Raw genomic sequence first — 26,293 nt, forward strand, 5'->3', positions numbered from 1 at the left:
AGTTTAAGAAAACGTTTGCGAAAATATTATTTTTTCTATATAATATAAACAGTATAGTAATTAAGTTTCATTAGGAAAAGGAGAACTTTATGAAGAAACAAGCTTATCAAAAGCGTCTTTTTTATTCAGCAGCAGTATTAAGTGCTTTTCTACCTTTGCTTTCCTTGGCTGTTCCGGTCGGAGCTGAAGAGACGGAAAATTCTTCTAGTTCAGCTCCAGTAACTGTTGCAGAAAGTTCAGCAGTCAGTGAGTCAACAGCTAGTAGTTCTGCAGAAAATACAAATTCGTCAGGAGATTCAAGAGCTACGTCTGCTGAAGAAGCAGATAAAAAAGAAGGGACAGTTGCTGCACAAGCCGTATCAAGCACTGCAGAGTCTGTTGCCAATCTAGGAACGATTCAAGGTGAATCGCAAGTATCTCCTTATCAGGATAAAGATGTCCGAGTTTCAAATGTTGTTGTTACAAAGACAGATCGCTATGGATTTTACGTTCAAGATGTGACACCTGACGGGAATAGTAAGACTTCAGATGCGATTTATGTCGTCTCTAAAGAGCAAGTTGACGTTGGGGATAAATTAACTCTTGAAGGTCGAGTAAAAGAAGGCTACATGGAAGAGCTCAGCATTCGTCAAGGACAAACTTTTAACAAGCCAAGTGGCAGTTTGACCGTCACGATGCTGGAGGCTTCAACAGTTACTAAGGATGGTAAGGCTGACCTACCGACTCCTGTTAATATTGTAGATAAGATGCCTCAGGATACAGTAGATAATGATGTGAATAACTATCAGCCAGAAAATGAAGCTTTGGACTATTGGGAAAGTTTAGAAGGCATGTTGACAACAATCAAAAAGCCACATGTCTTAGGGCCACAGTATCGGGGAGATATTTATGTCTTACCTGAAGGTTACCAGGCTCTTCCCTTAAATAATATTGGTGGTGTTAATCTTCGTCCGAACGCCCAAAATACAGCGACCATCCCTGTCTACGTTGGAAATAAATTTATTGCCAAGGCCAAGGACTATTTCAATGGTGACGTAGTTGGAGTGGTTAGCTATCGTGGTAAAATTTATAAACTAGATCCGACACAATTGCCTGATTTAGTCGATGGAGGCCTGCAAAGACAGATTTCTCCCCTCTACCCTAGCGAAGATAAGCTAACGATTGCCTCTTACAATATCGAGAATTTTTCTGCCAATACGCAAAAAGGTGAAACACCTGACGAAAAGGTGACCAAAATCGCTAATTCCTTTATCAATGAAATTCACAGTCCAGACATCATCACGCTCATCGAGGTTCAAGATGATAACGGTAGCGTCAATGATGGAACGACCAGCGGTGTTAAAAGTGGTGAAAAACTAGCGGCTCGAATCAAGGAATTGGGAGGTAAAAACTACAAATATACTGAAGTTGCACCTCTTGATGGTCAAGATGGTGGTAAACCTGGGTCTAATATCCGTGTAGCCTTTCTTTATAACCCAGATCGTGTAAAATTAGTTGAAAAAGAAGCTGGTACGAGTGATGAAGCAGCTAGCTTCTCAGGTGGCCATCTAGTTAAAAATCCAGCCCGGATCGATCCAACTAATCCTGCTTTTACTAAGGTTCGTAAATCTTTAGCAGCTGAATTTGAATTTAAGGGACAACATGTTGTTGTTATTGCCAACCACTTGAAATCCAAGCTAGGTGATGATGCTGTATATGGCTCAAACCAGCCGGCTGTCCAACATACCCAAGCTGCCCGGATCGAAGAGGCTAAAATCTTAAATAATTTTGTTCAAGAAGGCTTAAGACAAAATCCAAATCTTAAGTTTGTTCTGACTGGGGATTTCAATGACTTTGAGTTCTCTGAAACCGCTAAAGCTATTGCAGGAAATGAACTCATTAACCTCATGCAGGAACATGATGCGGCTGACCGCTATTCTTACTTCTACCGCGGAAGCAACCAAAGCTTAGATAATATTTTCATCTCTAAGAACCTAGCTGGTAAAGCGATTTTTGCTCCTGTCCATATTAATGCTTCTTTCATGGAAGAACATGGCAGAGCTTCGGACCATGATCCAGTAGTGGTACAGTTAGACTTCTCAAATCAGACTAATCAGCCAGATACATCTTCATCATCTAGCTCATCCAATCAGGAATCAAATCATACTGTCCCAAGCACTAGTAACAACCAAACAGATTCATCTAGTCAAGATAAGGGAGAAAGTTCAAGTCAAGCTTCTTCATCTGAGACAAGTCAATCCAAGCAGGTTGGTCAAGAAGCAACAAATCAAAAAGATAAAACAACAACAGATAAGCGTTCAAGCGGAAATAAAAAGAATTTGCCTGCTACAGGTGAACAAAGAGGCCATTGGGTAGCCTTTGGTTTCTTAGTCTTAATCTTTGCTTATCCATTATCTAGAAAATCAAAAAAGTCATCTAACCTAGAGTAAGCTCTAAGCATCTTCGACACTCATTCTTAGCTGAATAAGTATTTTAGACTGAATATAAAGTGACAGTAGTAGTTCATCATATTAACTATATCTGCCTCTTGAGCCTAAGTATCAGCTATTTAGGATAGACTCGCTATATCTTCTTATGGTAATCAGTGGATCAATAAAATAATCCAGTTTGCCATAAGCTTGATATAGCTTTTTATTTTGATTTTTTTGAAGATAGGTGCCTAGCAAAAGAGCTCTTTGTGAAAGCAATTTAGAAAATGCTTGAAAATCCAAGGAAATTATTTTATAATGAAGTGATAGTTTTGTTATAAAACGATCCTGTTGTTGTATTTTTTTTTGGAAAAGGAGATGATAAAATGAATAAAAAAATCTTGATGATGATTTTTCTTCCCCTAACTCTACTATTCAGTTTATTTGTTACTCAAGGAAATAAGGTCTTTGCTACAGAACATGGAGATGTCATTACTCGGATGTATCTGACAGATAGCAAAGGAAACGAGCTCACTTCTTCTGATGTTGATCAGTGGCAAGAATTTCGTATTAATGTGGAGTTTAAATTACACAATAATGAAATAAAGGCAGGAGACACAACGGATGTTCAACTGCCGGATGTTGTTACTTTAGCAAGTACTGGTAGCTTTGACATAAAAGACCAAGATGGAAATGTTGTTGCCAAGGCAGTTGTAAATCAGCAAACAAAAGTAGTAACGATTACATATGAACCTTATGTTGAAACACATTCGGATGTAAAAGGAACCTTTTATTTTTATGTCCGTGCGGATCATAATGTGATTAAGAAAGCAAAAGAAGTACCAATTGATATCACAGTTGGAGGGAAACTTTTCCCAGCAGGTAAGATTAACTTCACTGGAATTGGTCAAGCTAAAAAAGAAGACTTAAACAAAGTTGGTTGGCAGGATGAAGCTGAGCCAACAATTGGACGCTATTCGATTTCAGTCAACAGAAGCGGAAAAGCTATGTCTGGTGTAAAAATAGCAGACGTTTTAAAAATCCCAGGTGCTACTTATAAACAAGATACTTTCCGAGTTTATAAGGGAGTTTGGGCCTTCCGCGATGGCGATTGGGTTTTAGATAACGCTGTAGACATTACTGGCCAAACTACTGTAAACTTTACTGATGATAATTTTTCTGTTCAATTACCAGATCTTTCGGCTAATGAAGGAATTCGGATTAATTACTCGGTTCAACTGCCATATGCACCTTCAGATGGCGAAAACTTTTTAAATGCAGCTACTTTGACAACAACAAACGGAGTTGAAGACAGCCGCAATTCAACTTATACTTATTACCTAGGTCATGGCGAGGCAGAAGGCTACACTTATAAAATTCAAATTAAAAAAGTATCAGATGATGGTTCAGCTTTGCCAGGTGCTAAATTTGATATTATTCGTGATCGTTCTGGTCAAGTAGTTGCTCAAGTAGTGACAAACGACCAAGGTATTGCGGAAGTCACCAATCTCTTGAAAGATGATTACACAATTAGAGAGACAGAAGCCCCTGCTGGATATGAGTTGGCGGACGATGTTAAAGTAAGTCCGGATGACTTTGATAGCACTCTTAAAATAGCTTCAAAAACAATTGTTGATAGAAAACAATCTTCTGCATCTGCTCAGCTGATGGTTCAAAAAGTCATGATTGGTCGTGATCTAAATGGCGGCGAGTTCTTCTTCACCTTGTACGATAAGAATGGAGCTGAGATTGAGACTGTTAATAATGCGGCTGATGGCTCCATTAAATTCTCACCTTTAACTTTTACAAAAGCTGGAACTTATACTTACACAATCAGAGAAAAATCTGGCAATATCAGTGGGGTCGTATATGACTCATCTGTAATAACTGCTAAAATTAAAGTAAAAGCGGATAATCAAGGCAAGTTGGTGGCAAAAGTTAGCTATGACGATAACAAAAAACAGTTTACCAATACTTATGTCCCAGGTTCAACAACAGCTCAATTAAAAGTTAAGAAATTCTTAACAGGTCGTGACTTGAAAGACGGCGAGTTCTCATTTGAACTAAGAGATGCCAAAGGTAAGGTAGTTGAAACAGTTAAAAACAAGGCAGATGGAAGTGTAGATTTCAAGACTCTTGCCTTTACTAAAACTGGAACATACACGTATACAATTCGCGAAGTGAAGGGTGATGCAGAAGGCATTACTTATGACAATAGTGAAATTAAAGTAACGATTACTGTAACGAATGAGAATGGGAATCTTCTTTCAACAGTTTCTTATGAGGGAGGAAAAGATAGCTTTACCAACAGTTACCAACCACCGAAAAATCCTAAATCAAAAACTCCATCAAGCAAGAACAGCAAGAAAGAACTTCCAAATACAGGTTCGTCAGACAGCAAATTTATCTTTGTAGTAGGGCTTGCAACGCTTATGCTTCTTGGTTTGGTTTGGAAGAAAAAACATAGTTAAGAAGAAAATATAAAGAGGGGCAACCCTCTTTTTTCTTGGAATAAAAAGGGAGAGAAGGCAGTTTGATTTTTATAATAGAAAATTTTAGCCTAGAACTTGAAAAGATTAGTTTCTTGTGTCAGAGATGAGAATAGAAGTTGAAGCTTATCTGTTGTAAGACAATGAAAATGAAACTGAAAAACAGTTTGTTTTCTAAAAAATAGGCAAATGAAGTCATTTTTATCATTAATCGTGTTATAATAAAAATAGTTATAAAACGTTTTCAGAGTGAAGAGGTTGTGTTATGGTTGAAGAGAAAAATGAAGAAACTATTGATTATGGAAAGGTAACGGGCATGGTCCACTCTACCGAGAGTTTCGGTGCTGTAGATGGGCCGGGTATCCGTTTCATTGTCTTTTTACAAGGTTGTCATATGCGCTGTCAATATTGCCATAATCCGGATACATGGGAAATGGAGACCAACAAATCTCAGCTGCGGACAGTAGATGATGTCTTGCAAGAAGCTCTCCGTTATAAGGGCTTCTGGGGTAACAAAGGTGGCATCACTGTCAGTGGTGGAGAGGCTTTGTTGCAGATAGATTTTTTGATTGCCTTCTTTACCAAGGCTAAGGAGCTGGGCATCCACTGTACATTGGATACCTGTGCCCTTCCTTTCAGAAATACACCACGCTATTTGAAAAAATTTGACAAGCTTATGGCAGTAACCGACTTAGTCCTGCTAGATATCAAGGAAATTAACGAAGAACAGCACAGAATCGTGACCAGTCAAACCAACAAGAATATCTTGGCTTGTGCAAAATATTTGTCTGACATTGGAAAACCAGTCTGGATACGCCATGTCTTGGTGCCGGGATTGACCGACCGTGATGATGACCTGATTGAGCTGGGTAAGTTTGTTAAGACACTGAAGAATGTTGATAAGTTTGAAATTCTACCTTACCATACTATGGGTGAATTCAAATGGCGGGAGCTGGGCATTCCTTACAAGCTGGAAGGGGTTAAGCCACCAACAGCTGATCGGGTCAAGAATGCCAAGGAACTCATGCAGACAGAGTCCTATACAGAGTATATGAATCGGGTGCATAATAGCTGATCTGTTTTGAGTATCAATAAAAGGACTGGTGAGTTGACCAGTCCTTTTTTTAAAAAATCTTCTTCTGTTTTTGTGAAATGCTTGTAATTGTGGTAAAATAAATGCAATAAAGTTTATATAAAAAAGAGGTTTATCATGTCTAAAATTTTAGTTTTCGGTCACCAAAATCCTGACTCAGATGCCATTGGTTCATCTTACGCTTTTGCTTACTTGGCTCGTGAAGCTTATGGCTTGGATACAGAAGCTGTTGCATTGGGAGAGCCTAATGAAGAAACTGCCTTTGTTTTAGATTACTTTGGTGTAGCTGCACCGCGCGTGATTACATCTGCTAAGGCAGAGGGTGCTGAGCAGGTTATTCTGACAGACCACAATGAATTCCAGCAGTCTGTAGCAGATATCGCTGAAGTTGAAGTTTATGGTGTAGTTGACCACCACCGTGTTGCTAACTTTGAAACAGCTAGTCCACTTTACATGCGTTTGGAGCCAGTTGGTTCTGCTTCATCTATTGTTTACCGCATGTTCAAGGAGCATGGCGTAGCAGTTCCAAAAGAAATTGCAGGATTGATGCTGTCTGGTTTGATCTCTGACACTCTCTTGCTCAAGTCACCAACTACTCATCCGACTGACAAGGTCATTGCACCAGAATTGGCTGAGCTGGCTGGTGTAAACTTGGAAGAGTATGGTTTGGCAATGCTTAAGGCAGGTACAAACTTGGCTAGCAAGTCTGCAGAAGAATTGATTGACATCGATGCGAAAACATTTGAGTTGAATGGAAACAATGTCCGTGTAGCACAGGTCAATACTGTTGACATTGCAGAAGTTTTGGAGCGTCAAGCAGAAATCGAAGCTGCTATTGAAAAAGCAATCGCTGATAATGGCTACTCTGACTTTGTCTTGATGATTACAGACATCATCAACTCAAACTCAGAAATTTTGGCTATCGGAAGCAACATGGATAAGGTTGAAGCAGCTTTCAACTTTGTTCTTGAAAACAACCATGCTTTCCTAGCAGGCGCTGTTTCTCGTAAGAAGCAAGTGGTGCCTCAACTAACAGAAAGTTTTAATGCTTAAAGAGCTCATTTAACGAAAAAAATTACTAGGAGGGGCTATCCCCCTCATACCTAAAAGGAGTTTTGACTCCTTTTTTGATAGGCGAGAGAAATGAAGATTCAAGATTTACAAGACGGAGATTTGATTTTTACAGTCGGATCTTCAGAAATTGCTGAAGCCATTCGAGCAGCAACTGGTTCATATAGCCACGTGGCCATATTTTTTAATGGAGATATTTATCATGCAACCCATGAGAATGGTGTTGTCAATCAAGATTTGTCTGATTTTTTACAGGATGACGATGTTTATGACGTGTATCGCTATCCAGCTATTGATGCAGATGCTGTCTTTAAAAAGGCCAAATTGCATCTAGGAAAGCCTTACAATTTCGGCTTTTATCCGCAGTCCGATGGTTTTTACTGTTCGGAGTATATTGCGGAAATTTTGCCGATTTTTGATACGATTCCCATGCAGTTTGGCGATGAGGAAAATCTGATTTCTGATTTTTGGAAGGCTTATTATCGAGAATTGGACTTAGATGTGCCTTTAAATCAGCCCGGAACGAATCCTAGCCAGTTGGCTCAGTCAAGCAAACTTATCTATAAAGGAGAACTCCATGATTAAAATTATCAATCCCAGCCGTTTGACACGCCAGCCATTTTTTCAGGAGCTGATTGATTATTTGGATCAACATGAAGAGGTTATTTTGCGGGAGATAAAGCGAGAATTTGCAGGTGTAGCTAATATTGATCGCTCAATCGAGGACTACATTAAGGCTGGCTACATCAAGCGGGAGAACAAGCGATATTACTTATCACTGCCTCTTTTGGAAAGTTTGGAGGATTTGCAATTGGACCAGGAAGTCTTTATCCGTGATGACAGTCCCCTCTATCAGGAACTGTTGGAGCTACGCTTTGAGACCCAGCTTTCCAATCAGACCAATGCGGCGGTCTTGCTGGAAGAGACAGATTTTCTGCGGGATGAGCTGACTTTGGCTAATTATTTTTATAAAATGGAGCATCAATATCCGCTGTCTGAAGCACAAAAACCTCTCTATGCGATCTTGGGCGATGTCAATCCAGAGTATGCACTTAAGTATATGACGACCTTTCTTCTCAAATATGTCCGCAAGGATGAGCTCATGCAGAAGCGGCGGGACATTTTTGTCGATAGCCTCGTAATCTTGGGCTATATTCGGCAAAACGAAGCAGGTAAATACGAGCTAGAGGCTAGCTTTGACAAGGAAAAGTTGAGTTTTCGTTTGAACTGATATTTTAGAAGAATCAGAACTCTTGAGATTTAAAAATGAGAGATTTTTCAGTTTAAAAGGAAAAACAAGGAAAGCAGACAGGAGACAGCAAAACAGAAACGAAAGGTCTTGTAGAAAAGACAATCTCCAAAGTAAAAGAAGTCATTGGAGATGCTAAAAGGTGCTGTTGAAGACGCAGTTTAAGGTATTAACACTAGCTTGAATAAATAATTGTAACTAAAAAGAGAGTTAAATGTTAACTCTCTTTTTATTGTTATAGATAGTTTTCTGCAATTTGATAGTCACCTAGATAGGCTACTTTTTTATCGTGGACAATCTGATAAGCATCGGCCCCTTTACCGGCTAAAATAACAGCATCTCCTTCTTGTTCAGTAAGACTCATTGCTACCTTTATAGCCTCAGCACGATCAGCGATAATGGTGACATCGTGGGATATATAACTAGCGATTTCTTTGGCAATGGTTACAGGATCTTCGCGATTAGGGTCGTCAGCAGTCAGGATGACTTGAATCTCTGGGTGTTTATTGAGTAAGATTCCAAAATCCTTTCGTCTACTTTCCCCTTTGTTTCCAGTTGCTCCTAGAACAAGAACGGTCTGGCCCTTTTGATGTTCCTGGACTACACTGAGCAGTTTGGTTAAACTGTCTCCATTATGAGCGTAATCAACAAAGACTTTAGCACCATTTTTTTGGGTCAGTACTTCCATTCGTCCCGGAACACGAGTCAGAGCAATTCCCTTTTGAATGTCTGTTAAGCTAGCACCTAGTCTAAGACAGGCGAGGCCCGCAGCTAGAGCATTTTCTTGATTGAAACGCCCGATAAGCTGAATGTCGTATTTTCCAGCTAGCTTGCCACTTGCTTCAAAGCTAAAGGCTTGAGAATCTATGATGGTGTTGCTAGAGTTTTCTCCATAGAAATCATGTTCTATCGAAGAGACTTGCTCTTTCACGATTTGGAAATGATCCATGCCACTGTTAACAACCACTGCTCTGCTATTTTCCATCAAGAGCCGTTTATTGTAGAAGTAGTCTTCAAAAGTGGGATGTTCAATTGGCCCGATATGATCAGGACTGATATTGAGAAAAACACTGGCATCAAAGGTTAAACCATAAACACGTTTTTTTAGATAGGCTTGACTGGAAACTTCCATAATCAGATGAGTGCGGTCATTAGCTACAGCCTGGGCCATCATTTTAAATAAATCTAAGCTCTCTGGCGTTGTTAGGCTGGACTTGAAGAAGTTCTTGCCATCTAAGGTGGTATTCATGGTGGATAGGAGGGCTGGTCGGTGACTTTGCGATAGGATTTGGTAGGCAAAGTAAGCAGACGTTGTTTTTCCCTTGGTTCCTGTAAAGGCTAAAATTTTAAGCTTGTCTTGCGGATTACCATAAAACTCCATGGCAATCAAGCTCATAGCCTGCTTGATATCATTAACAACAAGTACAGGGATTCCTACTTCAAAATCGCTCTCACTGATATAAAATTTCAGGCCAGACTCTACAGCACCTTCTAGGAATTCTTTTTTGAAGTTTTCGCCTTTAACAAAGAAGAGGGTCGAATCTGTCACATTACGGCTATCATAGCTAATTTTGTCAAAAGTCAGTCCACCGTCATGAAAGAAGTAGTGGCCGTCTTTGATGATTTCACGAAAATTATGATCTTTTTTTAAAATATCTATTATTGTTTCAATTTTTATCATAATCTTATTGTAAACTTAATGGCTGGGTTTTACAAGAGGAAAGGAAAAGTTTATAATAGGATAAAAGCTATTAAATGATAAGATGAGGTTTGATCGTATGAGTCAAGAAACGACAAGTCAGCAGCAGCAGATGCTGCGGGGAACTGCCTGGCTGACTGCTGGAAACTTTATTAGCCGTCTTTTGGGGGCTATTTATATTATTCCTTGGTATATTTGGATGGGCAAGCATGGTGCGGAGGCTAATGGTCTTTTCACTATGGGCTACAACATTTATGCTTGGTTTTTGCTGATTTCAACAGCTGGAATTCCAGTTGCTGTAGCCAAGCAAGTGGCTAAATACAATACGATTGATCAAAGGGAACATAGTTTTACCCTAATCAGAGAATTTCTCAAGTTCATGTTGTTTCTTGGTGCTGTTTTTGGAATAATCATGTATCTTCTATCTCCTCTCTTTGCTAGTTTATCTGGTGGCGGGAAAGATTTGATTCCAATCATGCAAAGTCTCTCATGGGCGGTGCTGATTTTCCCTTCTATGAGTGTTATCCGAGGATTTTTCCAAGGCTTTAACAATTTAAAACCTTATGCAATCAGTCAAGTGGCTGAGCAGTTGATTCGAATCATTTGGATGCTCCTTGCGACCTTCTTTATCATGAATGTTGGTTCAAAAGATTATGTTTCTGCAGTCACTCAGTCAACATTTGCTGCTTTTATTGGGATGATTGCCAGTGTAGGAGTTTTGGCTTATTTCCTTTCTAAGGAAAATATGCTCCAAGCAATTTTGAAAAAATCGCCAAGCGGAAGCAGTATCGATACCAGAGCTTTGCTTTGGGATACGATTCGTGAAGCCATTCCTTTTATTATCACTGGATCGGCTATCCAGCTCTTCCAAATTATTGATCAGATGACCTTCATCCATGTAATGAGTTGGTTTACGGATTACACTAATACCCAGCTCTTAGTCATGTTTAGTTACTTCTCGGCTAATCCCAATAAAATAACTATGATTTTGATTGCTGTAGCGACTTCTATTGGTGGGGTTGGGATTCCGCTTCTGACAGAGAATTATGTCAAGGGAGATTTTAAGGCTGCTGCTCGTTTGATTCAGGACAACCTAACCATGTTGCTTTTGTTTATCTTACCTGCAACGATTGGTGCCGTTCTGGTTGCTCGGCCTCTCTATACGGTCTTTTATGGTCAGCCAGATAAACTTGCTTTGGGACTTTTTGTATTTGCCCTTATACAGACAATTATTTTGAGCTTTTATACAGTGCTAGCTCCCATGATTCAAGCCCTCTTCCAAAACCGTAAGGCCATTGTTTATTTCTTATACGGTGTTGTGGTAAAGTTGATCTTACAAATTCCTCTGATTTGGCTATTCAGAGCTTACGGGCCTCTGCTCTCAACGACAATTGGTCTGATTGTTCCAATCGTCTTTATGTATCGTGAAATTCGTGATATCACAGGACTCAATCCTCAAAACCTGATCAAACGTAGTTTACTGACTTGTATTTTAACGCTTTTAATGATAGTTGTCATTGCATTAGCTGATTTGCTTCTTGGTTTCTTTTTCCATCCAGCTGGACGTGTCTCAAGTATGATTTATTTGGTTCTAATTGGTGGAGTTGGTATTGCAGTTTATGGTGGCTTGGCCTTGCGTGTTCGTTTGCTTGATCGCTTCGTAGGAGAGGCAAAAGCAAGCAGTTTGAGAAGGAAATTCCATATTTCTTAAATGTTAATTCATAACTATTTACCTCAGCCACTTGAAGGCTGGGGTTTTTATATAGTTTCAGACTATACCTAGCTCTTGAAAAGAACAAAGCGCAGAACTTTCACAAGATGTTACAATAGAATAAGATTTACGAGATTGTGAGGAATAAGAAATGAGTCAAGCATTAAACTTGAATACCATATTGGCCCAAGCTGGGGTGAAAACGGATGCAACAACTGGTGCCTTAACAACACCCCTGCATTTTTCAACGACCTACCAGCACCCAGAGTTTGGCCAATCAACTGGTTATGACTACACTCGGACCAAGAATCCAACACGTGTTAGCCTGGAGGAGACTCTGGCTGCTATCGAAAGTGCAGATTATGCTCTTGCGACTAGTTCTGGTATGTCGGCTATTGTGCTGGCCTTTAGTGCTTTTCCAGTCGGAAGCAAAGTTTTGGCTGTTCGAGATCTCTATGGTGGCTCTTTCCGCTGGTTTGCACAGGCTGAAGCAGAAGGACGATTCGCCTTCACCTATGCTAATACAGAAGAAGAACTTCTGAACAAATTGATAGAAGATATAGATATTGTCTATATTGAGACACCAACCAATCCTCTTATGGTAGAGTTTGATATTGCTCGTATTTCCCAAGTGGCTCATGAGAGTGGTGCAAGGGTAATAGTAGACAATACTTTTTACAGTCCCATTTACCAAAGACCGTTGGAAGATGGTGCTGATATTGTCCTGCACTCTGCGACCAAGTATCTAGGCGGGCACAATGATGTCTTGGCTGGAGCCGTTATGACCAATGACGCGGATATCTATGATAAGCTTTTCTATAATCTGAACACAACTGGAGCGGTTCTTTCTCCATTTGACAGTTATTTACTTTTACGTGGCCTTAAGACACTGGCTCTCCGCGTGGAGCGCTCTACTCAGAATGCCCAGGAAGTGGTTGCTTTTCTAAAGCAATCTCCTGCAGTAAAAGAGGTTCTCTATCCAGGCAAGGGTGGTATGATCTCCTTTAAGATTGTAGATGAAGAAAAGATCCCTCATCTCCTAAACAGTCTTAAAGTCTTCACTTTTGCAGAAAGTTTGGGAGGAGTGGAGAGTTTGATTACCTACCCGACAACTCAAACTCACGCTGACATTCCAGCTGAAGTACGTCATTCCTATGGATTGACTGATGATTTGTTGCGCCTGTCAATTGGGATTGAGGACAGCCGAGATTTAGTGGCTGACTTACGAGTTGCCTTGGAGGACTAGTATGGAAAAATATAATTTTGAAACAGCCCCTAATCGTTTTGGCCATCATACTTATAAATGGAAAGAAGCTGAAGAAGATAGAGATGTCCTGCCTGCCTGGATTGCGGACATGGATTTTGAAGTCCTGCCTGAAATTCAACAGGCTGTTCATGATTACGCAGATCACTTAGTCTATGGCTATACCTATGCTAGTGAGGAGTTGATTAAGGCTGTGCTAGATTGGGAACGGGATGAGCATGGCTACGCTTTTGATAGGGATGCCTTGGTATTTATCGAAGGAGTTGTCCCTGCTATTTCAACGGCTATCCAGGCCTTTACTAAGGAAGGCGATGCCGTTCTAATCAACACTCCTGTTTACCCACCTTTTGCTCGCTCTATCAAGCTCAATAATCGTCGACTGATTACCAACTCTTTGGTAGAGCAAGACGGCCTTTTTCAGATTGACTTTGAGCAGCTGGAGAGGGACATCGTAGATAACGAAGTCAAGATTTATGTTCTCTGTAATCCTCACAATCCCGGAGGGCGAGTTTGGGAACGGGAAGTGTTAGAGAAAATTGGCCGCCTCTGCAAAAAGTACAGTGTCATTCTGGTATCAGATGAAATTCATCAAGATTTGACATTGTTTGGGAATGAACACCAGTCCTTCAATGCTGTTTCTCCGGATTTTAAGGACTTTAGCCTGATTTTATCCAGTGCAACTAAGACCTTTAATATTGCTGGAACTAAAAATTCCTATGCTGTGATTGAGAATCCTAGCCTGCGCCATCAGTTTAAAAATCGCCAACTGGCTAACAACCAACATGAAATTTCAGGCCTTGGTTTTGTGGCAACAGAAGCTGCTTACCGTTATGGTAAATCCTGGTTGACAGAACTTAAGACAGTCTTGGAGGAAAATATCGATTTTGTAGTTGATTATTTTGCCAAAGAGGCACCACGCTTGAGGGTTATGAAGCCCCAAGGAACCTATCTAGTTTGGCTGGATTTTTCAGATTATGGCCTGGCTGATGATCAACTCTTCCAGTTACTGAGGGAAGAGGCAAAGGTCGTCCTGAATAGGGGAAGCGACTTTGGTCAAGAAGGAAAGAGTCATGCTCGACTGAATGCAGCAGCACCAAAGGATATGGTTGTAGAAATTTGTAAACGTATTGGAGCTGTTTTGCCTAAATAGTGGGTTTTAGCATAGGTTTGCAAAAAATTTTAAAATTAGTGATTTCTTTATTGACAATCCTTGCAAAGAGGAGTATAGTAAGAATGGAAAATCGGTAGGTGAGGCTACCATAAGGATACGGGTGACTACCGCAAAGCAGTGGAGACACTACTCGTTGGTCAACAGTCCTGATCGCCAAGGTCAAGACTAAGCTCATTTCATTGCCTTATGGAGTTAAAGCTTGAACGGTAAATACTTGCTTTATCTGTGTTTAAAACAATGAGGCGAATAACCTGACATGCAAACAACCCTGCCGAGAATTGGCGGGGTATTCTTTTTTCTTGAAAATTTTTCAAGTATACAAATAGTTGATTGCCTGCTACTTAAGAAAAAGAAAGGGGACACGCGATGCAAATTGACGATCATCCGGAACCGCACATACACAGCCAATCGCTGATTTGTGTCGTTCGGTCCTTATAAAGTGATTGGTCTCTGTGTATGAACTAGATTATTCATACATGAAGGAGAAACCAATGAAAACAGTAAAAGAAAGATTAGTTGCTGCTTTGCAGCTTCCTATGCAAGAAACCTTGGCCTTTTACAAGACCGCCTTTCGTGGCCTGACAGAAGAGCAGGTCGAAGAAAATCGTGACCTCTATGGGGAAAATATCATCACAAAGGGTCAGGAAGACTCTATTCTAAAGAAAATTTACGAATCTATTATCAACCCCTTTACGGTTATATTACTAGTAATTGCTCTGGTGTCCTTAGTGACCAATGTCTGGCTGGCTAAGCCCGGAGAGGAAGATCCGACAACTTCCATCATCATTGTCGTTCTGGTCTTGATTTCTGGAGGTATTCGTTTTATTCAGGAATTGCGGAGTGACCGAGCTGCTAGCAATCTATCTCGGCTGATTGTCAACACGGCTACAGTCATCAGAGAAGGAGTAGAACAAGAACTTCCCATTGATGAGATTGTTGTAGGAGATATCATCAAGCTTAGTGCTGGAGACATGATACCTGCAGATGTCTTGTTGCTAGAATCACGTGATTTCTTCGTTCAGCAGTCTGGCCTGACAGGCGAAAGTGATGCAGTAGAAAAGGTGTGTCTTGCTAAGGCTGATGGGCAAAACTTTGATAGCCTTTTAGAAACAGAGTCGCTGGCTTTCATGGGAACCAACGTTATTTCCGGAAGGGCAACAGCTCTGGTGCTGGTAGTTGGTGACGAGACCATGATGGGAGCCATTGAGCAGACGCTGAACACCTACGATGAGCCGACTTCTTTTGAGCGTGATATGAATAGCATTTCTTGGCTCTTGATTCGTCTGATGCTCGTTATGGTTCCTGTTGTTTTCTTCATCAACGGACTGACAGATGGAGACTGGTTGGAAGCAGGAGTCTTTGCTCTTAGTGTTGGGGTTGGCTTGACTCCAGAAATGCTACCTATGATTATCACAGCCAGCCTGGCCAAAGGTTCTATTATCATGGCTCAGGAAAAGGTCGTGATCAAAAAACTGAATGCTATTCAGGACCTAGGAGCTATTGATATCCTTTGTACGGATAAGACGGGCACATTGACCCAAGACGAGATTGTCTTGGAATACCCTCTGGATATTCATGGTGATTTGGATTTGGCAGTGCTCCGTCGTGCCTTTCTAAATTCCTACTATCAAACCGGACTCAAAAATCTCATGGATCGGGCCATCATCAACCGGACGGAGAAAGAAGCAGAGAAGCATGAGCTTGTTCGTGATTTAGACCAAACCTTTAAGAAAATTGATGAACTGCCCTTTGATTTCGAGCGTCGTCGCATGAGCGTCATCGTCAAGGATGATGAAGATGTCATCAGCATGGTGACCAAGGGCGCCTTGGAGGAAATGCTGGCGATCTCTAGTTATGTGGAATACAAGAATCGTATTACGGAACTGACTGAGGAAATTCGTCAGGAAATTCTTGCGGAAGTGGCTCAACTTAATGAGCAAGGGCTGCGCGTGCTTGGTGTTAGCTACAAGTCAGACTTAGAAGAAGATTATGACTATGAGGTCAAGGATGAGTCTGATATGATTTTGACGGGCTACCTAGCCTTTCTGGATCCGCCTAAGTCATCTGCAGCTCCAGCCATTGAAACCTTGGCTGAGTACGGTGTTGCCACTAAGATTTTGACAGGTGATAATGAAAAGGTTACTCAGGCAGTCTGTGAAAAGGTTGGCCTTGATGTAGAAAATATCTTGCTAGGCGTAGAGGTAGATGCTTTATCAGATGAGGAATTGAGCAAAGCAGTAGAGAATACAACGGTCTTTGCTAAGCTCTCTCCTGATCAAAAAGCTCGGATCATCCTTCAACTCAAAGCCAATGGACACAAGGTTGGCTACATGGGTGATGGTATCAATGATGCTCCTTCAATGAAAGTAGCAGATGTTGGGATTTCTGTTGATACAGCTGTCGATATAGCCAAGGAAACGGCAGATGTCATTCTGCTGGATAAGGACCTCATGGTTCTGGAGAAAGGGTTGGTAGAGGGACGCAAGGTCTATGCCAACATGACTAAGTACATTAAGATGACGGTCAGTTCCAATTTTGGGAATATCTTTTCTCTCCTCTTTGCCAGTATTTTTTTACCTTTTCTGCCTATGGCACCAGTTCATCTGATTGTTCTTAATCTGGTTTATGATCTGTCCTGTATAGCTTTGCCTTTCGATAACGTTGACAGTGAATTTCTCAAGAAACCACGGATTTGGTCTGCTAACTCTATTACTCGCTTTATGGCTTGGATTGGGCCTATCTCATCCATTTTTGATGTTTTGACATACTTAGCCCTCTACTTTATCATTGTTCCTATGATAACAGGAAGCAGTTATCAAGCTGGCACTGAACAGGCGGCGACCTTTATCACTCTTTTTCAAACTGGGTGGTTTATTGAGTCTATGTGGACCCAGACTATGGTTATTTATATGTTACGCTCCCCTAAGCTGCCTTTTGTGCAAAGTCGTCCTGCTTTGTCTGTCATTGTTACCACCATGGCGGCTGTTCTCTTTGTTACTTCCTTGCCATACAGCCTTTTTGCGTCTGTTCTCAAAACAGCTCCGCTCAATGGAGCATATTTCCTTTTCCTCCTATTGATTATTGTGCTTTACATGGTTAGTGTAACCTTTGTTAAACACTTGTATATCAAGCGTTATAAGGAATGGCTTTAGAACCAAGAAAAACTCTGAAAAGGTTTGCTTATGGCAAGCCTTTTCAGTCTTTTTTTGATATAATAAGAAGAATAAATTGAAAGAAGGAAATCCAATCATGGGAAAACTTGAAGTTATCGCTCATCCACTAATTCAGCATAAATTGTCTATCTTGCGTCGTACAGATACCTCTACCAAGGCTTTTCGTGAATTAGTTGATGAAATCGCAATGCTCATGGGATATGAAGTCTTGCGCGATTTACCACTTGAAGATGTCGAAATTGAAACACCGATTACGAAAACCATTCAAAAGCAGATTGCAGGGAAAAAATTAGCAATTGTTCCTATTCTTCGTGCGGGTATTGGCATGGTCGATGGACTTCTAAGCTTGGTTCCAGCAGCGAAGGTCGGCCACATTGGAATGTACCGTGATGAAGAGACTTTGAAACCAGTTGAATACTTAGTTAAGCTACCAGAAGATATCGACCAACGCCAGATTTTCGTTGTCGATCCAATGCTAGCTACAGGTGGTTCTGCGATCTTAGCTGTGGATTCTCTTAAAAAACGTGGTGCTAGCCACATTACATTTGTATGTTTAGTTTCTGCACCAGAAGGAGTGAAAGCCTTGCAGGAAGCACACCCAGATGTCGATATTTTCACGGCTGCCTTGGATGACCATCTAAATGACCATGGTTATATCGTACCAGGATTGGGAGATGCTGGAGACCGCTTGTTCGGAACCAAATAAGGTTTTGCTGAAGGCGGATCCGAAATCTAAGAATAGGAAAGTAGAGTTGTTTTGAAGAATAGGATTCTCAAGGTCAATATACTTCCTAATCGATTCAAAAATTTGACCTTTATTGACCAAAGAGTTATAATAGATTCATCCTTTGAATATTCTATTTCCTATTTGATAGAAAATCCAACTAACAGAAAGTGAGAAAACTATGATTCCTGTAGTTATTGAACAAACAAGCCGTGGGGAACGTTCTTATGATATTTACTCACGTCTATTAAAAGATCGTATTATTATGTTGACTGGACCGGTCGAGGACAACATGGCTAATTCAGTCATTGCTCAGCTTCTTTTCTTGGATGCACAAGATAGCACCAAGGATATCTACCTTTATGTTAATACACCAGGTGGTTCAGTCTCAGCAGGATTGGCTATTGTTGACACCATGAACTTTATTAAATCTGATGTCCAAACAATCGTTATGGGTATGGCGGCGAGCATGGGAACAATCATCGCATCAAGCGGTGCCAAAGGCAAACGTTTTATGCTTCCAAATGCTGAATACATGATTCACCAGCCAATGGGAGGTACTGGTGGTGGTACTCAGCAAACGGATATGGCTATTGCTGCAGAACATTTGCTGAAGACTCGGAAAACTTTAGAGCAAATTCTTGCTGATAATTCCGGTAAAACAGTTGAGCAAATTCATGCTGATGCAGAACGTGATTATTGGATGAGTGCTGAAGAAACTCTTGCTTATGGATTCATTGATGAGATCATGGCTAACAATAATTTGAGTTAATCATATAAAATCAAATTGCCCCTAAGGGGCTTTTTTGATATAATCAGTAAGTAGTTCTAGTTTGGGAAGGATCGTTTATGTATCAAAAAGAAGAACGAGTTGGAATAATTGTTTATCTTTATTATAATCGTGATGTAAAAAAAGTTGCTGCTTTTGGAGATATAGTTTACCATTCTAAAAAACGTCGGTATCTTCAGCTTTATATACCAAAGACGCAGGCGGAAGACTTGCAGAAGAAGCTGGGACAGGAAAAATTTGTAAAAAAAGTTCGTGCCTGTCATATTCAGGAATTGGACAAAAACTTCGTTGGTAGTCTATATCGTCAAGAGGAAAACGTTATCATTTAAAAAGCGTTTGTTTTTATATTGACAATTTTCTGATAATTCGGTATATTCTTACTATATAGTTTTGAATACACATAAAGGAGAACATTTTGATGAAGAAAAAATTTGCATTAACTTTGGTTAGTCTTGCAAGTGTTGCATTGCTAGCAGCCTGTGGAGAGGTTTCTACAACAGGAAATTCTGGCTCTGCTTCAGGAACTGAGATTGGCAAGACACTTAAAATTGGTTTCAACTTCGAAGAAACTGGTGACGTTGCTTCCTATGGAACTGCTGAACAAAAAGGTGCTAAGTTAGCTGTTGATGAAATCAACAAAGCAGGTGGAGTAGACGGCAAACAAATCGAAGTTACAGATAAGGATAATAAATCCGAGTTGAGTGAAGCTTCTACAGTTTCTACAAACTTGGTGACCCAGGCTAAGGTAAATGCCATCATTGGCCCTGCGACTTCAGGTGGTACTGGTGCAGCGATTACAAATGCTGCCAAAGCTTCTGTTCCTTTGGTTACTCCAAGTGGTACTCAGGATGATTTGACAAAAGGTCAAGACTACTTGTTCCGTGCAACTTTCATCGATAGTTTCCAAGGAAAAATTCTTAGCAAATATGTCACAGACAATTTGAAAGCTAAAAAAGTTGTTCTTTACTACGATAACTCAAGTGACTATGCAAAAGGAATGGCTAAGGCTTTCCAAGAAGAGTACAAGGGTGAAATCGTTGCAACTGAAACATTTGCCTCAAAAGATACGGACTTCCAAGCAGCTTTAACTAAATTCAAAGGTAAAGACTTTGATGCCCTAGTTGTTCCAGGTTACTACACTGAAGCTGGTAAAATCGTAAACCAAGCTCGTGGTATCGGAATTGACAAACCAATTGTTGGTGGAGATGGATTTAACAGTGAAGAGTTTATCTCACAAGCAACTCCAGCAGCTGCAACTAATGTTTACTACGTATCTGGCTACTCAACTAGCGGAGATATGACAGCTAAAGCCAAGAAATTCTTGGAAGCATATAAAGCGAAGTATAATGAAGAACCATCAATGTTCTCTGCTCTTGCTTATGACTCTGTTTATATGGTAGCAGAAGCTTCTAAGGGTGCGAAAAACTCAGTTGATATCAAAGAAAACCTTGCTAAGTTGAAAGACTTCGAAGGGGTGACTGGTTCTATCACAATGGATAAAAATCATAACCCAGTTAAGTCAGCCTTGATGATTGGCTTGAAAGATGGTAAAGTTGATACTGTGGAAACAGTAAAACCAAACTAAGCAATTCAACTGAATTTCTAGAATCTTACAAAAGAAGGAAAAGGAATTGTATTTAAATCAGAATACAGTTCCTTTCTGCGGGTGAGGTGATGAATTCAATTTCTAGGATTGAGTTTGTCTCTTGCCCGATTTTATTATATTAGAAAGTGTGGTGTCTTATGCTCCAACAGCTTGTCAATGGTCTAATTCTAGGAAGTGTCTATGCACTGTTAGCCCTAGGTTACACCATGGTCTATGGTATTATTAAGCTCATCAATTTTGCCCATGGTGATATTTATATGATGGGTGCTTTTATGGGGTATTTCCTCATCAATTCATTGAAATTAAATTTCTTTTTAGCTCTAATTGTGGCTATGATTGGAACAGCTATTTTAGGGGTTGTCATTGAATTTCTGGCTTATCGCCCATTACGAAATTCAACTCGTATTGCTGCCTTAATTACAGCAATTGGGGTTTCCTTCCTTTTGGAATACCTCATGGTTTATTTTGTCGGTGCTAGTACCTTACCATTCCCTCAGGTGATTCCAACTGTTCGTTTTAACTTAGGACCTATTACAGTCTCAAATATTCAGTTGATGATTTTAGGAATCTCTATTTTCTTGATGTTGGCTTTGCAATTTATTGTACAAAAGACCAAGATGGGGAAAGCTATGAGGGCAGTTTCGGTAGATAGTGATGCTGCTCAATTAATGGGGATTAATGTCAACAGGACCATTAGTTTCACCTTTGCATTGGGTTCTGCACTAGCAGGAGCAGCAGGTGTCCTTATCGCTCTTTACTATAACTCATTAGAGCCTTTAATGGGGATGACTCCAGGTATTAAGTCCTTTGTTGCCGCTGTATTGGGTGGTATCGGAATTATTCCAGGGGCTGCCTTGGGTGGTTTTGTTATTGGTCTTTTAGAAACCTTTGCAACAGCCTTTGGTATGTCAGACTTCCGTGATGCGATTGTATATGGTATTTTGATTATCATCTTGTTAATTCGTCCTGCGGGAATCCTTGGGAAAAACGTGAAAGAGAAGGTGTAAGATATGAAGCAAAATCTGAAAGTAAATCTTCTATGGCTTGCTTTAATTCTTGCAGGCTTTGTCTTGATTACTGTCTTAGCTGGTGGAGGAATACTGAACGCCTTCCATTTGCAAATCTTAGAAGAAATCGGTATTAACATTATTCTAGCTGTTGGTCTCAACCTAATTGTTGGATTCTCAGGGCAATTTTCTCTAGGCCATGCTGGTTTCATGGCTATTGGTGCCTATGCGGTTGCGATCATCGGAACAAAATCTCCAACCTATCCTGCCTTTTTTGCTGCTATGATACTAGGGGCTTTCATTGCAGGACTTGTTGCCTTGGGAGTTGGGATTCCTACACTTCGACTAAAGGGAGACTACTTGGCCATTGCAACTCTTGGAGTATCTGAAATTATTCGTATCTTGATTGTGAATGGTGGAGAAGTTACTAATGGTGCTGCTGGTATTTTAAGTATTCCTGGCTTTACTAGCTGGCAGATGGTTTATTTCTTTGTTGTTATTACTACTTTGTTCACATTGAACTTTTTGCGTAGTCCTCTGGGGCGTAAAACCTTGTCTGTCCGTGAAGATGAGATTGCAGCAGAGTCTGTAGGTGTTAACACAACTAAGGCTAAAGTCGTTGCCTTTGTCTTTGGGGCGATAACAGCATCAATTGCAGGTGCTTTGAAGGCTGGTTTTATCGGAGCAGTTGTGCCTAAGGATTACTCTTTTACCAACACGATCAATGTCCTAATCATTGTTGTATTTGGTGGTTTAGGATCTATGACAGGAACAGTTATCGCAGCAATTGTACTCGGTATTTTGAACATGCTCTTGCAAGAGTTCTCAAGCATTCGAATGATTATCTATTCACTCGCTCTTATCTTGGTTATGATCTTCCGTCCAGGTGGACTTCTAGGTACTTGGGAGCTGCAATTGTCACGCTTTTTCAAAAAAGATAAGGAGGTCAAAGAATAATGGCACTTCTTGATGTAAAAAATTTAACAAAACATTTTGGTGGTCTGACAGCCGTTGGAGATGTGACTTTAGAGCTAAATGAGGGAGAATTGGTCGGACTTATCGGGCCAAACGGTGCTGGTAAAACAACTCTCTTTAATTTATTGACGGGGGTATACGAGCCAAGTGAAGGGACAGTGACTTTAGATGGTCACTTGCTAAATGGCAAAGCTCCATATAAAATTGCATCGCTCGGACTTGGACGTACCTTCCAAAATATCCGTCTCTTTAAAGATTTGACAGTTTTAGACAATGTCTTGATTGCTTTTGGGAATCACCACAAGCCACATACTTTTGCCTCCTTCTTCCGCCTACCAGCTTTCTATAAAAATGAAGAAGAGTTGAAAAATAAGGCTCTGGATTTGCTGAAGATTTTTGACTTGGACAAGGAAGCTGAGACTTTGGCCAAAAACTTAGCTTATGGACAACAGCGACGTCTAGAAATTGTTCGTGCTTTGGCTACCGAACCCAAAATTCTCTTTTTGGATGAGCCGGCTGCTGGTATGAACCCACAAGAAACAGCAGAATTGACCGAGCTAATCCGTCGTATCAAAAACGAATTCAACATTACCATTATGTTGATTGAGCATGATATGAGCTTGGTTATGGAAGTTACTGAACGAATCTATGTATTGGAATATGGTCGTTTGATTGCTCATGGTACACCTGATGAAATCAAGAGCAATGACCGAGTTATTGAAGCATATCTAGGAGGTGAAGCCTGATGACTATGTTAAAAGTTGAGAATTTATCAGTCCACTATGGCATGATTCAGGCTGTCCGTGATGTCAGCTTTGAAGTCAATGAAGGAGAAGTTGTTTCTTTGATTGGCGCTAATGGTGCTGGTAAAACAACCATCCTTCGGACGATTTCTGGCTTGGTTCGTCCGAGTGCTGGTAAAATTGAATTTTTAGGAAACGAAATCCAGAAAGTCCCAGCTCAGAAAATCGTAGCAGCTGGTCTTTCTCAGGTTCCAGAAGGCCGTCATGTCTTTCCAGGTTTGACAGTTATGGAGAATCTAGAAATGGGAGCCTTCCTAAAAACGAACCGAGAAGAAAATCAAGCCAACTTGAAGAAGGTCTTTTCTCGTTTCCCACGCTTGGAAGAGCGTAAAAACCAAGATGCTGCAACTCTCTCTGGTGGAGAACAGCAGATGCTAGCGATGGGACGGGCCTTGATGTCTACTCCTAAACTACTTCTTTTGGATGAGCCTTCTATGGGATTGGCACCTATTTTCATTCAAGAAATTTTTGACATCATTCAAGATATCCAAAAACAAGGGACAACGGTTCTCCTTATTGAGCAAAATGCCAATAAAGCACTTTCGATTGCAAATCGTGGCTACGTTCTTGAGACTGGTAAAATTGTTCTTTCCGGAACAGGACAAGAACTCCTCGCTTCAGACGAAGTCCGCAAAGCATATCTAGGTGGTTAAAAAGGTCCATTGGACCTTTTTAAGTTGCAGATAAAGAAAACCAAGTTTTCGTCAGAATTTCCGGGGGATTGTTTCAGGTTGAAGATTTTGGTTTTTAGGATAGAAATGACAGTAGATCTTTCATATTCTGCTTTTTATTAATTTAATTTGAATAAGCAGGAGAAATCACAAAGTTTTGAAGAATACCCTTATATATTAGGATAGGTAGGTTGGTTATAAGATTATTTATATTTAAAAATGTGATTTTGAATAGAATGAGTCTTAAGCTTAAGCCAGATAATTTTTAGAAACTTGAGTAATTCTCCAGTAGTTTTTCATTGAGGTTCTTCCAATTTTGCCAATAGCTGGATTTTTCTTAATTTTGAAAAAGTAAGAAAAATGATGAAAGCGTTTGAAATTGCGAAAAAAAAACAGTATAATAAAAGAAAGAAAAAATAGAGGAGAGACTCTTATGGCAGTAAAAGATTTTATGACACGCAAAGTCGTTTATATTAGTCCTGATACGACGGTTGCTCACGCAGCAGATATTATGCGAGAGCAAGGTTTGCACAGATTGCCAGTTATTGAAAATGATAAATTGGTTGGTCTTGTGACAGAAGGGACAATTGCTGAAGCTAGCCCATCTAAAGCAACTAGTCTATCCATTTATGAGATGAACTACCTCCTCAACAAAACAAAGATTAAGGATGTCATGATTCGAAAGGTCATCACGGTATCCCAATATGCCAGTCTAGAAGATGCGATTTACCTGATGTTGAAAAATAAAGTCGGCATTCTTCCAGTCGTGGACAATGAGCAAGTTTATGGTGTGATAACGGATCGAGATATCTTTAAAGCCTTTTTAGAAGTATCTGGTTACGGAGAAGAAGGAGTTCGAGCGCGCTTTGTTACTGAAGATGAAGTCGGTGTTTTGGAACATATTGTTCGCTTATTGGTGGAAGAAAACCTGAACATTTCAAATACAGTTAATATACCGAGAAAAGATGGTAAAGTTGTCATTGAAGTTCAAATTGATGGCAAGGTGGATTTAGAATCGCTCAAGAAAAAATTTGAAGACAATCAGATTCATGTGGATAGCATCGTTCATACAGAAGCGAAAGCCTTATAAAATATACAAAAGGACTGGGAATCATGTTCCCGGTCCTTTTGTATATTTTAGATTTACGCATCTTAACGTCTTAAAATTTTCTTTATGAGCTGAATGATTTTAAATTTAAGAGGGTTAGGATAATAACGGAAAGTTCCCATTTTTCGGACGATGAAGCCGTTGAAGTTCTGCTTGAAGCGCAGAACTCCATCAGAACCATCGAAAATTCCCATAATGCCGAGGAAATTATAAAATGGAATGCCTCGCTTGATGCTTTCAGTCATAACGTATTCCTGCAGCAGAGCAGGAGCGTAGAATTTGTTAAACTCAGGATAAGAGCCGCTGAAGAGATAGGTCGCTTCCTGAGGGGTGTAGATAAATAGGCTGGCAGCCAGAACTTGGTCTTTGTCACCGTATTTGTCAATCAGATCTTGAGCCTCTGCTTTACGGGTTTCAAAGCTGTCAAACTGACTGGAAAGCTCTCGCAACTGGTTTTGCTTCTTTTCAGATTGAGGATTGTTTTCCAAGTCAGCCTGTAGTTTCTGGATTTTCTGGCCCAGTTTCTCTTGGTCTTTTTGTAAGTTCTGAAGATAGTCCTTGAAGTTAAGGCTGGCTACCATAAAGTCCGCCTGCTGTCCAAAGCTATCATAAAAATCTTGATAGTAGTCTAGTGGCTTGTCGTCATATTCCCGTCGGTCAGAAGTGGTAGCTGTGATGTCTTTAAAAATGCTGAGTTGGTCACGTTCCAGCCTTGTTAGCTTGATACCAAAGGTGTTAGCCTTTTTGACGGTCGCCTTGCCGTTTTTACTGAAGGACTTGAGCAAGTCTTTCTCCGTCAGACCAGCTAGGTCTTTGACATAATGCCAATCAGGCTCCCCGCCTGGATAGCCTGTCTGCAGGCCGTCAAAGTCAAAGCCCAAATCAGTCAGTTGCTGGATAAGCTCGACCTTTTCATCAGATGTGGGCTGGCCATTGCTGTCAAAGGTCTGATAAGTCTCGTAGGGCTTGATGATGAGCTCTAGGGCACCTTCTTTTTTAGCATAGGCTTGCAAAGCTTGATAGAAAGGAGGCAGGTATTGAGCGTCAGTAGAGACAGGACCGCAGTTGATTTCCATATGAAGGCCACCAGTCATAGGCATGCTGTAGAGGACAGCTGACACCACTACCTGTCCCTGTGGGTCAGTGTAGCCGACATACTGGGTGCTGAAGCCCCTCTTGCTCAGTAGCTCTGCCATTTCCACGGTCTGCATAAAAGAGCGTTGGGAGCTAGCTGAGGTATGCTGGATGAATTCTTCTTGACTGAGAAGTTTAAAGGTCATA

The 26,293-nt window shown here is 40.5% G+C and carries 21 protein-coding genes and 1 riboswitch; of the genes, 19 read left to right on the forward strand and 2 right to left on the reverse strand.

Annotation, left to right across the window (positions count from 1 at the left end; all coding sequences use genetic code 11):
* Positions 1-89 precede the first annotated feature (89 nt).
* From O3640_RS08810 to O3640_RS08835, 6 genes are all read left to right on the forward strand, one after another.
* Complete coding sequence (locus tag O3640_RS08810) at positions 90-2,429, forward strand: endonuclease/exonuclease/phosphatase family protein (protein ID WP_371586843.1); 2,340 nt, start codon at positions 90-92, stop codon at positions 2,427-2,429.
* A 365-nt stretch (positions 2,430-2,794) separates the two neighbouring features.
* On the forward strand, positions 2,795-4,879 hold the full coding sequence (locus O3640_RS08815) for a Spy0128 family protein (protein WP_227221441.1): 2,085 nt from the start codon (positions 2,795-2,797) through the stop codon (positions 4,877-4,879).
* A gap of 283 nt (positions 4,880-5,162) precedes the next feature.
* The gene (gene pflA, locus O3640_RS08820) at positions 5,163-5,972 is read left to right on the forward strand and encodes a pyruvate formate-lyase-activating protein (protein WP_045504030.1); all 810 of its coding nucleotides are present in this window, start codon (positions 5,163-5,165) and stop codon (positions 5,970-5,972) included.
* Between the two features lie 135 nt (positions 5,973-6,107).
* Entirely contained in the window at positions 6,108-7,043 is a 936-nt protein-coding gene (locus O3640_RS08825; RefSeq protein ID WP_002899779.1) for a manganese-dependent inorganic pyrophosphatase, read from the forward strand.
* Between the two features lie 90 nt (positions 7,044-7,133).
* A complete protein-coding gene (locus tag O3640_RS08830) occupies positions 7,134-7,646 on the forward strand; it encodes a YiiX/YebB-like N1pC/P60 family cysteine hydrolase (protein WP_045773095.1) in 513 nt (170 codons plus the stop codon).
* Positions 7,639-8,292 carry a DUF1803 domain-containing protein gene (locus tag O3640_RS08835; protein ID WP_045773096.1) on the forward strand — a complete coding sequence of 218 codons (654 nt, stop codon included), beginning with the start codon at positions 7,639-7,641 and terminating at the stop codon, positions 8,290-8,292. The genes O3640_RS08830 and O3640_RS08835 overlap by 8 nt, the downstream gene beginning before the upstream one ends.
* A gap of 253 nt (positions 8,293-8,545) precedes the next feature.
* On the opposite strand, the gene O3640_RS08840 is transcribed toward O3640_RS08835, so the two are convergent.
* On the reverse strand, positions 8,546-9,991 hold the full coding sequence (locus O3640_RS08840) for a UDP-N-acetylmuramoyl-L-alanyl-D-glutamate--L-lysine ligase (protein WP_045773097.1): 1,446 nt from the start codon (positions 9,989-9,991) through the stop codon (positions 8,546-8,548).
* Positions 9,992-10,088: 97 nt separating this feature from the next.
* On the opposite strand from O3640_RS08840, the gene O3640_RS08845 reads away from it, so the two are divergent.
* The 13 genes from O3640_RS08845 to O3640_RS08905 all read left to right on the forward strand — a co-directional run bounded on the left by O3640_RS08845 (position 10,089) and on the right by O3640_RS08905 (position 24,994).
* On the forward strand, positions 10,089-11,720 hold the full coding sequence (locus tag O3640_RS08845; RefSeq protein ID WP_223361938.1) for a polysaccharide biosynthesis protein: 1,632 nt from the start codon (positions 10,089-10,091) through the stop codon (positions 11,718-11,720).
* Between the two features lie 151 nt (positions 11,721-11,871).
* The gene (locus O3640_RS08850) at positions 11,872-12,966 is read left to right on the forward strand and encodes a cystathionine gamma-synthase (protein ID WP_223361939.1); all 1,095 of its coding nucleotides are present in this window, start codon (positions 11,872-11,874) and stop codon (positions 12,964-12,966) included.
* Position 12,967: 1 nt separating this feature from the next.
* The gene (locus tag O3640_RS08855; RefSeq protein ID WP_223361940.1) at positions 12,968-14,134 is read left to right on the forward strand and encodes a MalY/PatB family protein; all 1,167 of its coding nucleotides are present in this window, start codon (positions 12,968-12,970) and stop codon (positions 14,132-14,134) included.
* An 83-nt stretch (positions 14,135-14,217) separates the two neighbouring features.
* A riboswitch (M-box (ykoK) riboswitch) is annotated at positions 14,218-14,374 on the forward strand.
* Positions 14,375-14,646: 272 nt separating this feature from the next.
* Positions 14,647-17,307: a magnesium-translocating P-type ATPase gene (gene mgtA, locus O3640_RS08860; RefSeq protein ID WP_268723244.1), complete on the forward strand. Its 2,661-nt coding sequence runs from the start codon at positions 14,647-14,649 to the stop codon at positions 17,305-17,307.
* 97 nt (positions 17,308-17,404) lie between these two features.
* On the forward strand, positions 17,405-18,034 hold the full coding sequence (gene upp, locus O3640_RS08865) for a uracil phosphoribosyltransferase (protein ID WP_002903228.1): 630 nt from the start codon (positions 17,405-17,407) through the stop codon (positions 18,032-18,034).
* Positions 18,035-18,206: 172 nt separating this feature from the next.
* Positions 18,207-18,824 (forward strand): ATP-dependent Clp protease proteolytic subunit, encoded by a 618-nt coding sequence (locus O3640_RS08870; RefSeq protein WP_256262209.1) that lies wholly within the window; start codon positions 18,207-18,209, stop codon positions 18,822-18,824.
* Between the two features lie 77 nt (positions 18,825-18,901).
* Positions 18,902-19,171 (forward strand): YlbG family protein, encoded by a 270-nt coding sequence (locus tag O3640_RS08875; protein ID WP_012130691.1) that lies wholly within the window; start codon positions 18,902-18,904, stop codon positions 19,169-19,171.
* Positions 19,172-19,260: 89 nt separating this feature from the next.
* On the forward strand, positions 19,261-20,427 hold the full coding sequence (locus O3640_RS08880; RefSeq protein ID WP_061594369.1) for an ABC transporter substrate-binding protein: 1,167 nt from the start codon (positions 19,261-19,263) through the stop codon (positions 20,425-20,427).
* 158 nt (positions 20,428-20,585) lie between these two features.
* Complete coding sequence (locus O3640_RS08885) at positions 20,586-21,455, forward strand: branched-chain amino acid ABC transporter permease (RefSeq protein WP_008809556.1); 870 nt, start codon at positions 20,586-20,588, stop codon at positions 21,453-21,455.
* Positions 21,456-21,458: 3 nt separating this feature from the next.
* Positions 21,459-22,412: a branched-chain amino acid ABC transporter permease gene (locus O3640_RS08890; RefSeq protein ID WP_046165252.1), complete on the forward strand. Its 954-nt coding sequence runs from the start codon at positions 21,459-21,461 to the stop codon at positions 22,410-22,412.
* Positions 22,412-23,176 carry an ABC transporter ATP-binding protein gene (locus tag O3640_RS08895; protein WP_223361942.1) on the forward strand — a complete coding sequence of 255 codons (765 nt, stop codon included), beginning with the start codon at positions 22,412-22,414 and terminating at the stop codon, positions 23,174-23,176. The genes O3640_RS08890 and O3640_RS08895 overlap by 1 nt, the downstream gene beginning before the upstream one ends.
* On the forward strand, positions 23,176-23,886 hold the full coding sequence (locus O3640_RS08900; protein ID WP_008809553.1) for an ABC transporter ATP-binding protein: 711 nt from the start codon (positions 23,176-23,178) through the stop codon (positions 23,884-23,886). The genes O3640_RS08895 and O3640_RS08900 overlap by 1 nt, the downstream gene beginning before the upstream one ends.
* A gap of 451 nt (positions 23,887-24,337) precedes the next feature.
* Entirely contained in the window at positions 24,338-24,994 is a 657-nt protein-coding gene (locus O3640_RS08905) for a CBS domain-containing protein (RefSeq protein WP_060970182.1), read from the forward strand.
* A gap of 62 nt (positions 24,995-25,056) precedes the next feature.
* On the opposite strand, the gene O3640_RS08910 is transcribed toward O3640_RS08905, so the two are convergent.
* Positions 25,057-26,292: an aminoacyltransferase gene (locus O3640_RS08910; protein ID WP_060970183.1), complete on the reverse strand. Its 1,236-nt coding sequence runs from the start codon at positions 26,290-26,292 to the stop codon at positions 25,057-25,059.
* Between the last annotated feature and the right edge of the window lies 1 nt (position 26,293).

The organism is Streptococcus sp. 27098_8_75 (assembly GCF_041432475.1).
GTDB lineage: Bacteria > Bacillota > Bacilli > Lactobacillales > Streptococcaceae > Streptococcus > Streptococcus gordonii.

Coding starts and splice junctions, on each gene's coding strand:
- O3640_RS08910 (WP_060970183.1), bottom strand. CDS start 26,292: ATGACCTTTAAACTTCTCAGTCAAGAAGAATTCATCCAGCATACCTCA.
- O3640_RS08850 (WP_223361939.1), top strand. CDS start 11,872: ATGAGTCAAGCATTAAACTTGAATACCATATTGGCCCAAGCTGGGGTG.
- O3640_RS08855 (WP_223361940.1), top strand. CDS start 12,968: ATGGAAAAATATAATTTTGAAACAGCCCCTAATCGTTTTGGCCATCAT.
- O3640_RS08880 (WP_061594369.1), top strand. CDS start 19,261: ATGAAGAAAAAATTTGCATTAACTTTGGTTAGTCTTGCAAGTGTTGCA.
- mgtA (WP_268723244.1), top strand. CDS start 14,647: ATGAAAACAGTAAAAGAAAGATTAGTTGCTGCTTTGCAGCTTCCTATG.
- O3640_RS08900 (WP_008809553.1), top strand. CDS start 23,176: ATGACTATGTTAAAAGTTGAGAATTTATCAGTCCACTATGGCATGATT.
- upp (WP_002903228.1), top strand. CDS start 17,405: ATGGGAAAACTTGAAGTTATCGCTCATCCACTAATTCAGCATAAATTG.
- O3640_RS08810 (WP_371586843.1), top strand. CDS start 90: ATGAAGAAACAAGCTTATCAAAAGCGTCTTTTTTATTCAGCAGCAGTA.
- O3640_RS08890 (WP_046165252.1), top strand. CDS start 21,459: ATGAAGCAAAATCTGAAAGTAAATCTTCTATGGCTTGCTTTAATTCTT.
- O3640_RS08830 (WP_045773095.1), top strand. CDS start 7,134: ATGAAGATTCAAGATTTACAAGACGGAGATTTGATTTTTACAGTCGGA.
- O3640_RS08905 (WP_060970182.1), top strand. CDS start 24,338: ATGGCAGTAAAAGATTTTATGACACGCAAAGTCGTTTATATTAGTCCT.
- O3640_RS08840 (WP_045773097.1), bottom strand. CDS start 9,991: ATGATAAAAATTGAAACAATAATAGATATTTTAAAAAAAGATCATAAT.
- pflA (WP_045504030.1), top strand. CDS start 5,163: ATGGTTGAAGAGAAAAATGAAGAAACTATTGATTATGGAAAGGTAACG.
- O3640_RS08815 (WP_227221441.1), top strand. CDS start 2,795: ATGAATAAAAAAATCTTGATGATGATTTTTCTTCCCCTAACTCTACTA.
- O3640_RS08875 (WP_012130691.1), top strand. CDS start 18,902: ATGTATCAAAAAGAAGAACGAGTTGGAATAATTGTTTATCTTTATTAT.
- O3640_RS08885 (WP_008809556.1), top strand. CDS start 20,586: ATGCTCCAACAGCTTGTCAATGGTCTAATTCTAGGAAGTGTCTATGCA.
- O3640_RS08845 (WP_223361938.1), top strand. CDS start 10,089: ATGAGTCAAGAAACGACAAGTCAGCAGCAGCAGATGCTGCGGGGAACT.
- O3640_RS08835 (WP_045773096.1), top strand. CDS start 7,639: ATGATTAAAATTATCAATCCCAGCCGTTTGACACGCCAGCCATTTTTT.
- O3640_RS08895 (WP_223361942.1), top strand. CDS start 22,412: ATGGCACTTCTTGATGTAAAAAATTTAACAAAACATTTTGGTGGTCTG.
- O3640_RS08825 (WP_002899779.1), top strand. CDS start 6,108: ATGTCTAAAATTTTAGTTTTCGGTCACCAAAATCCTGACTCAGATGCC.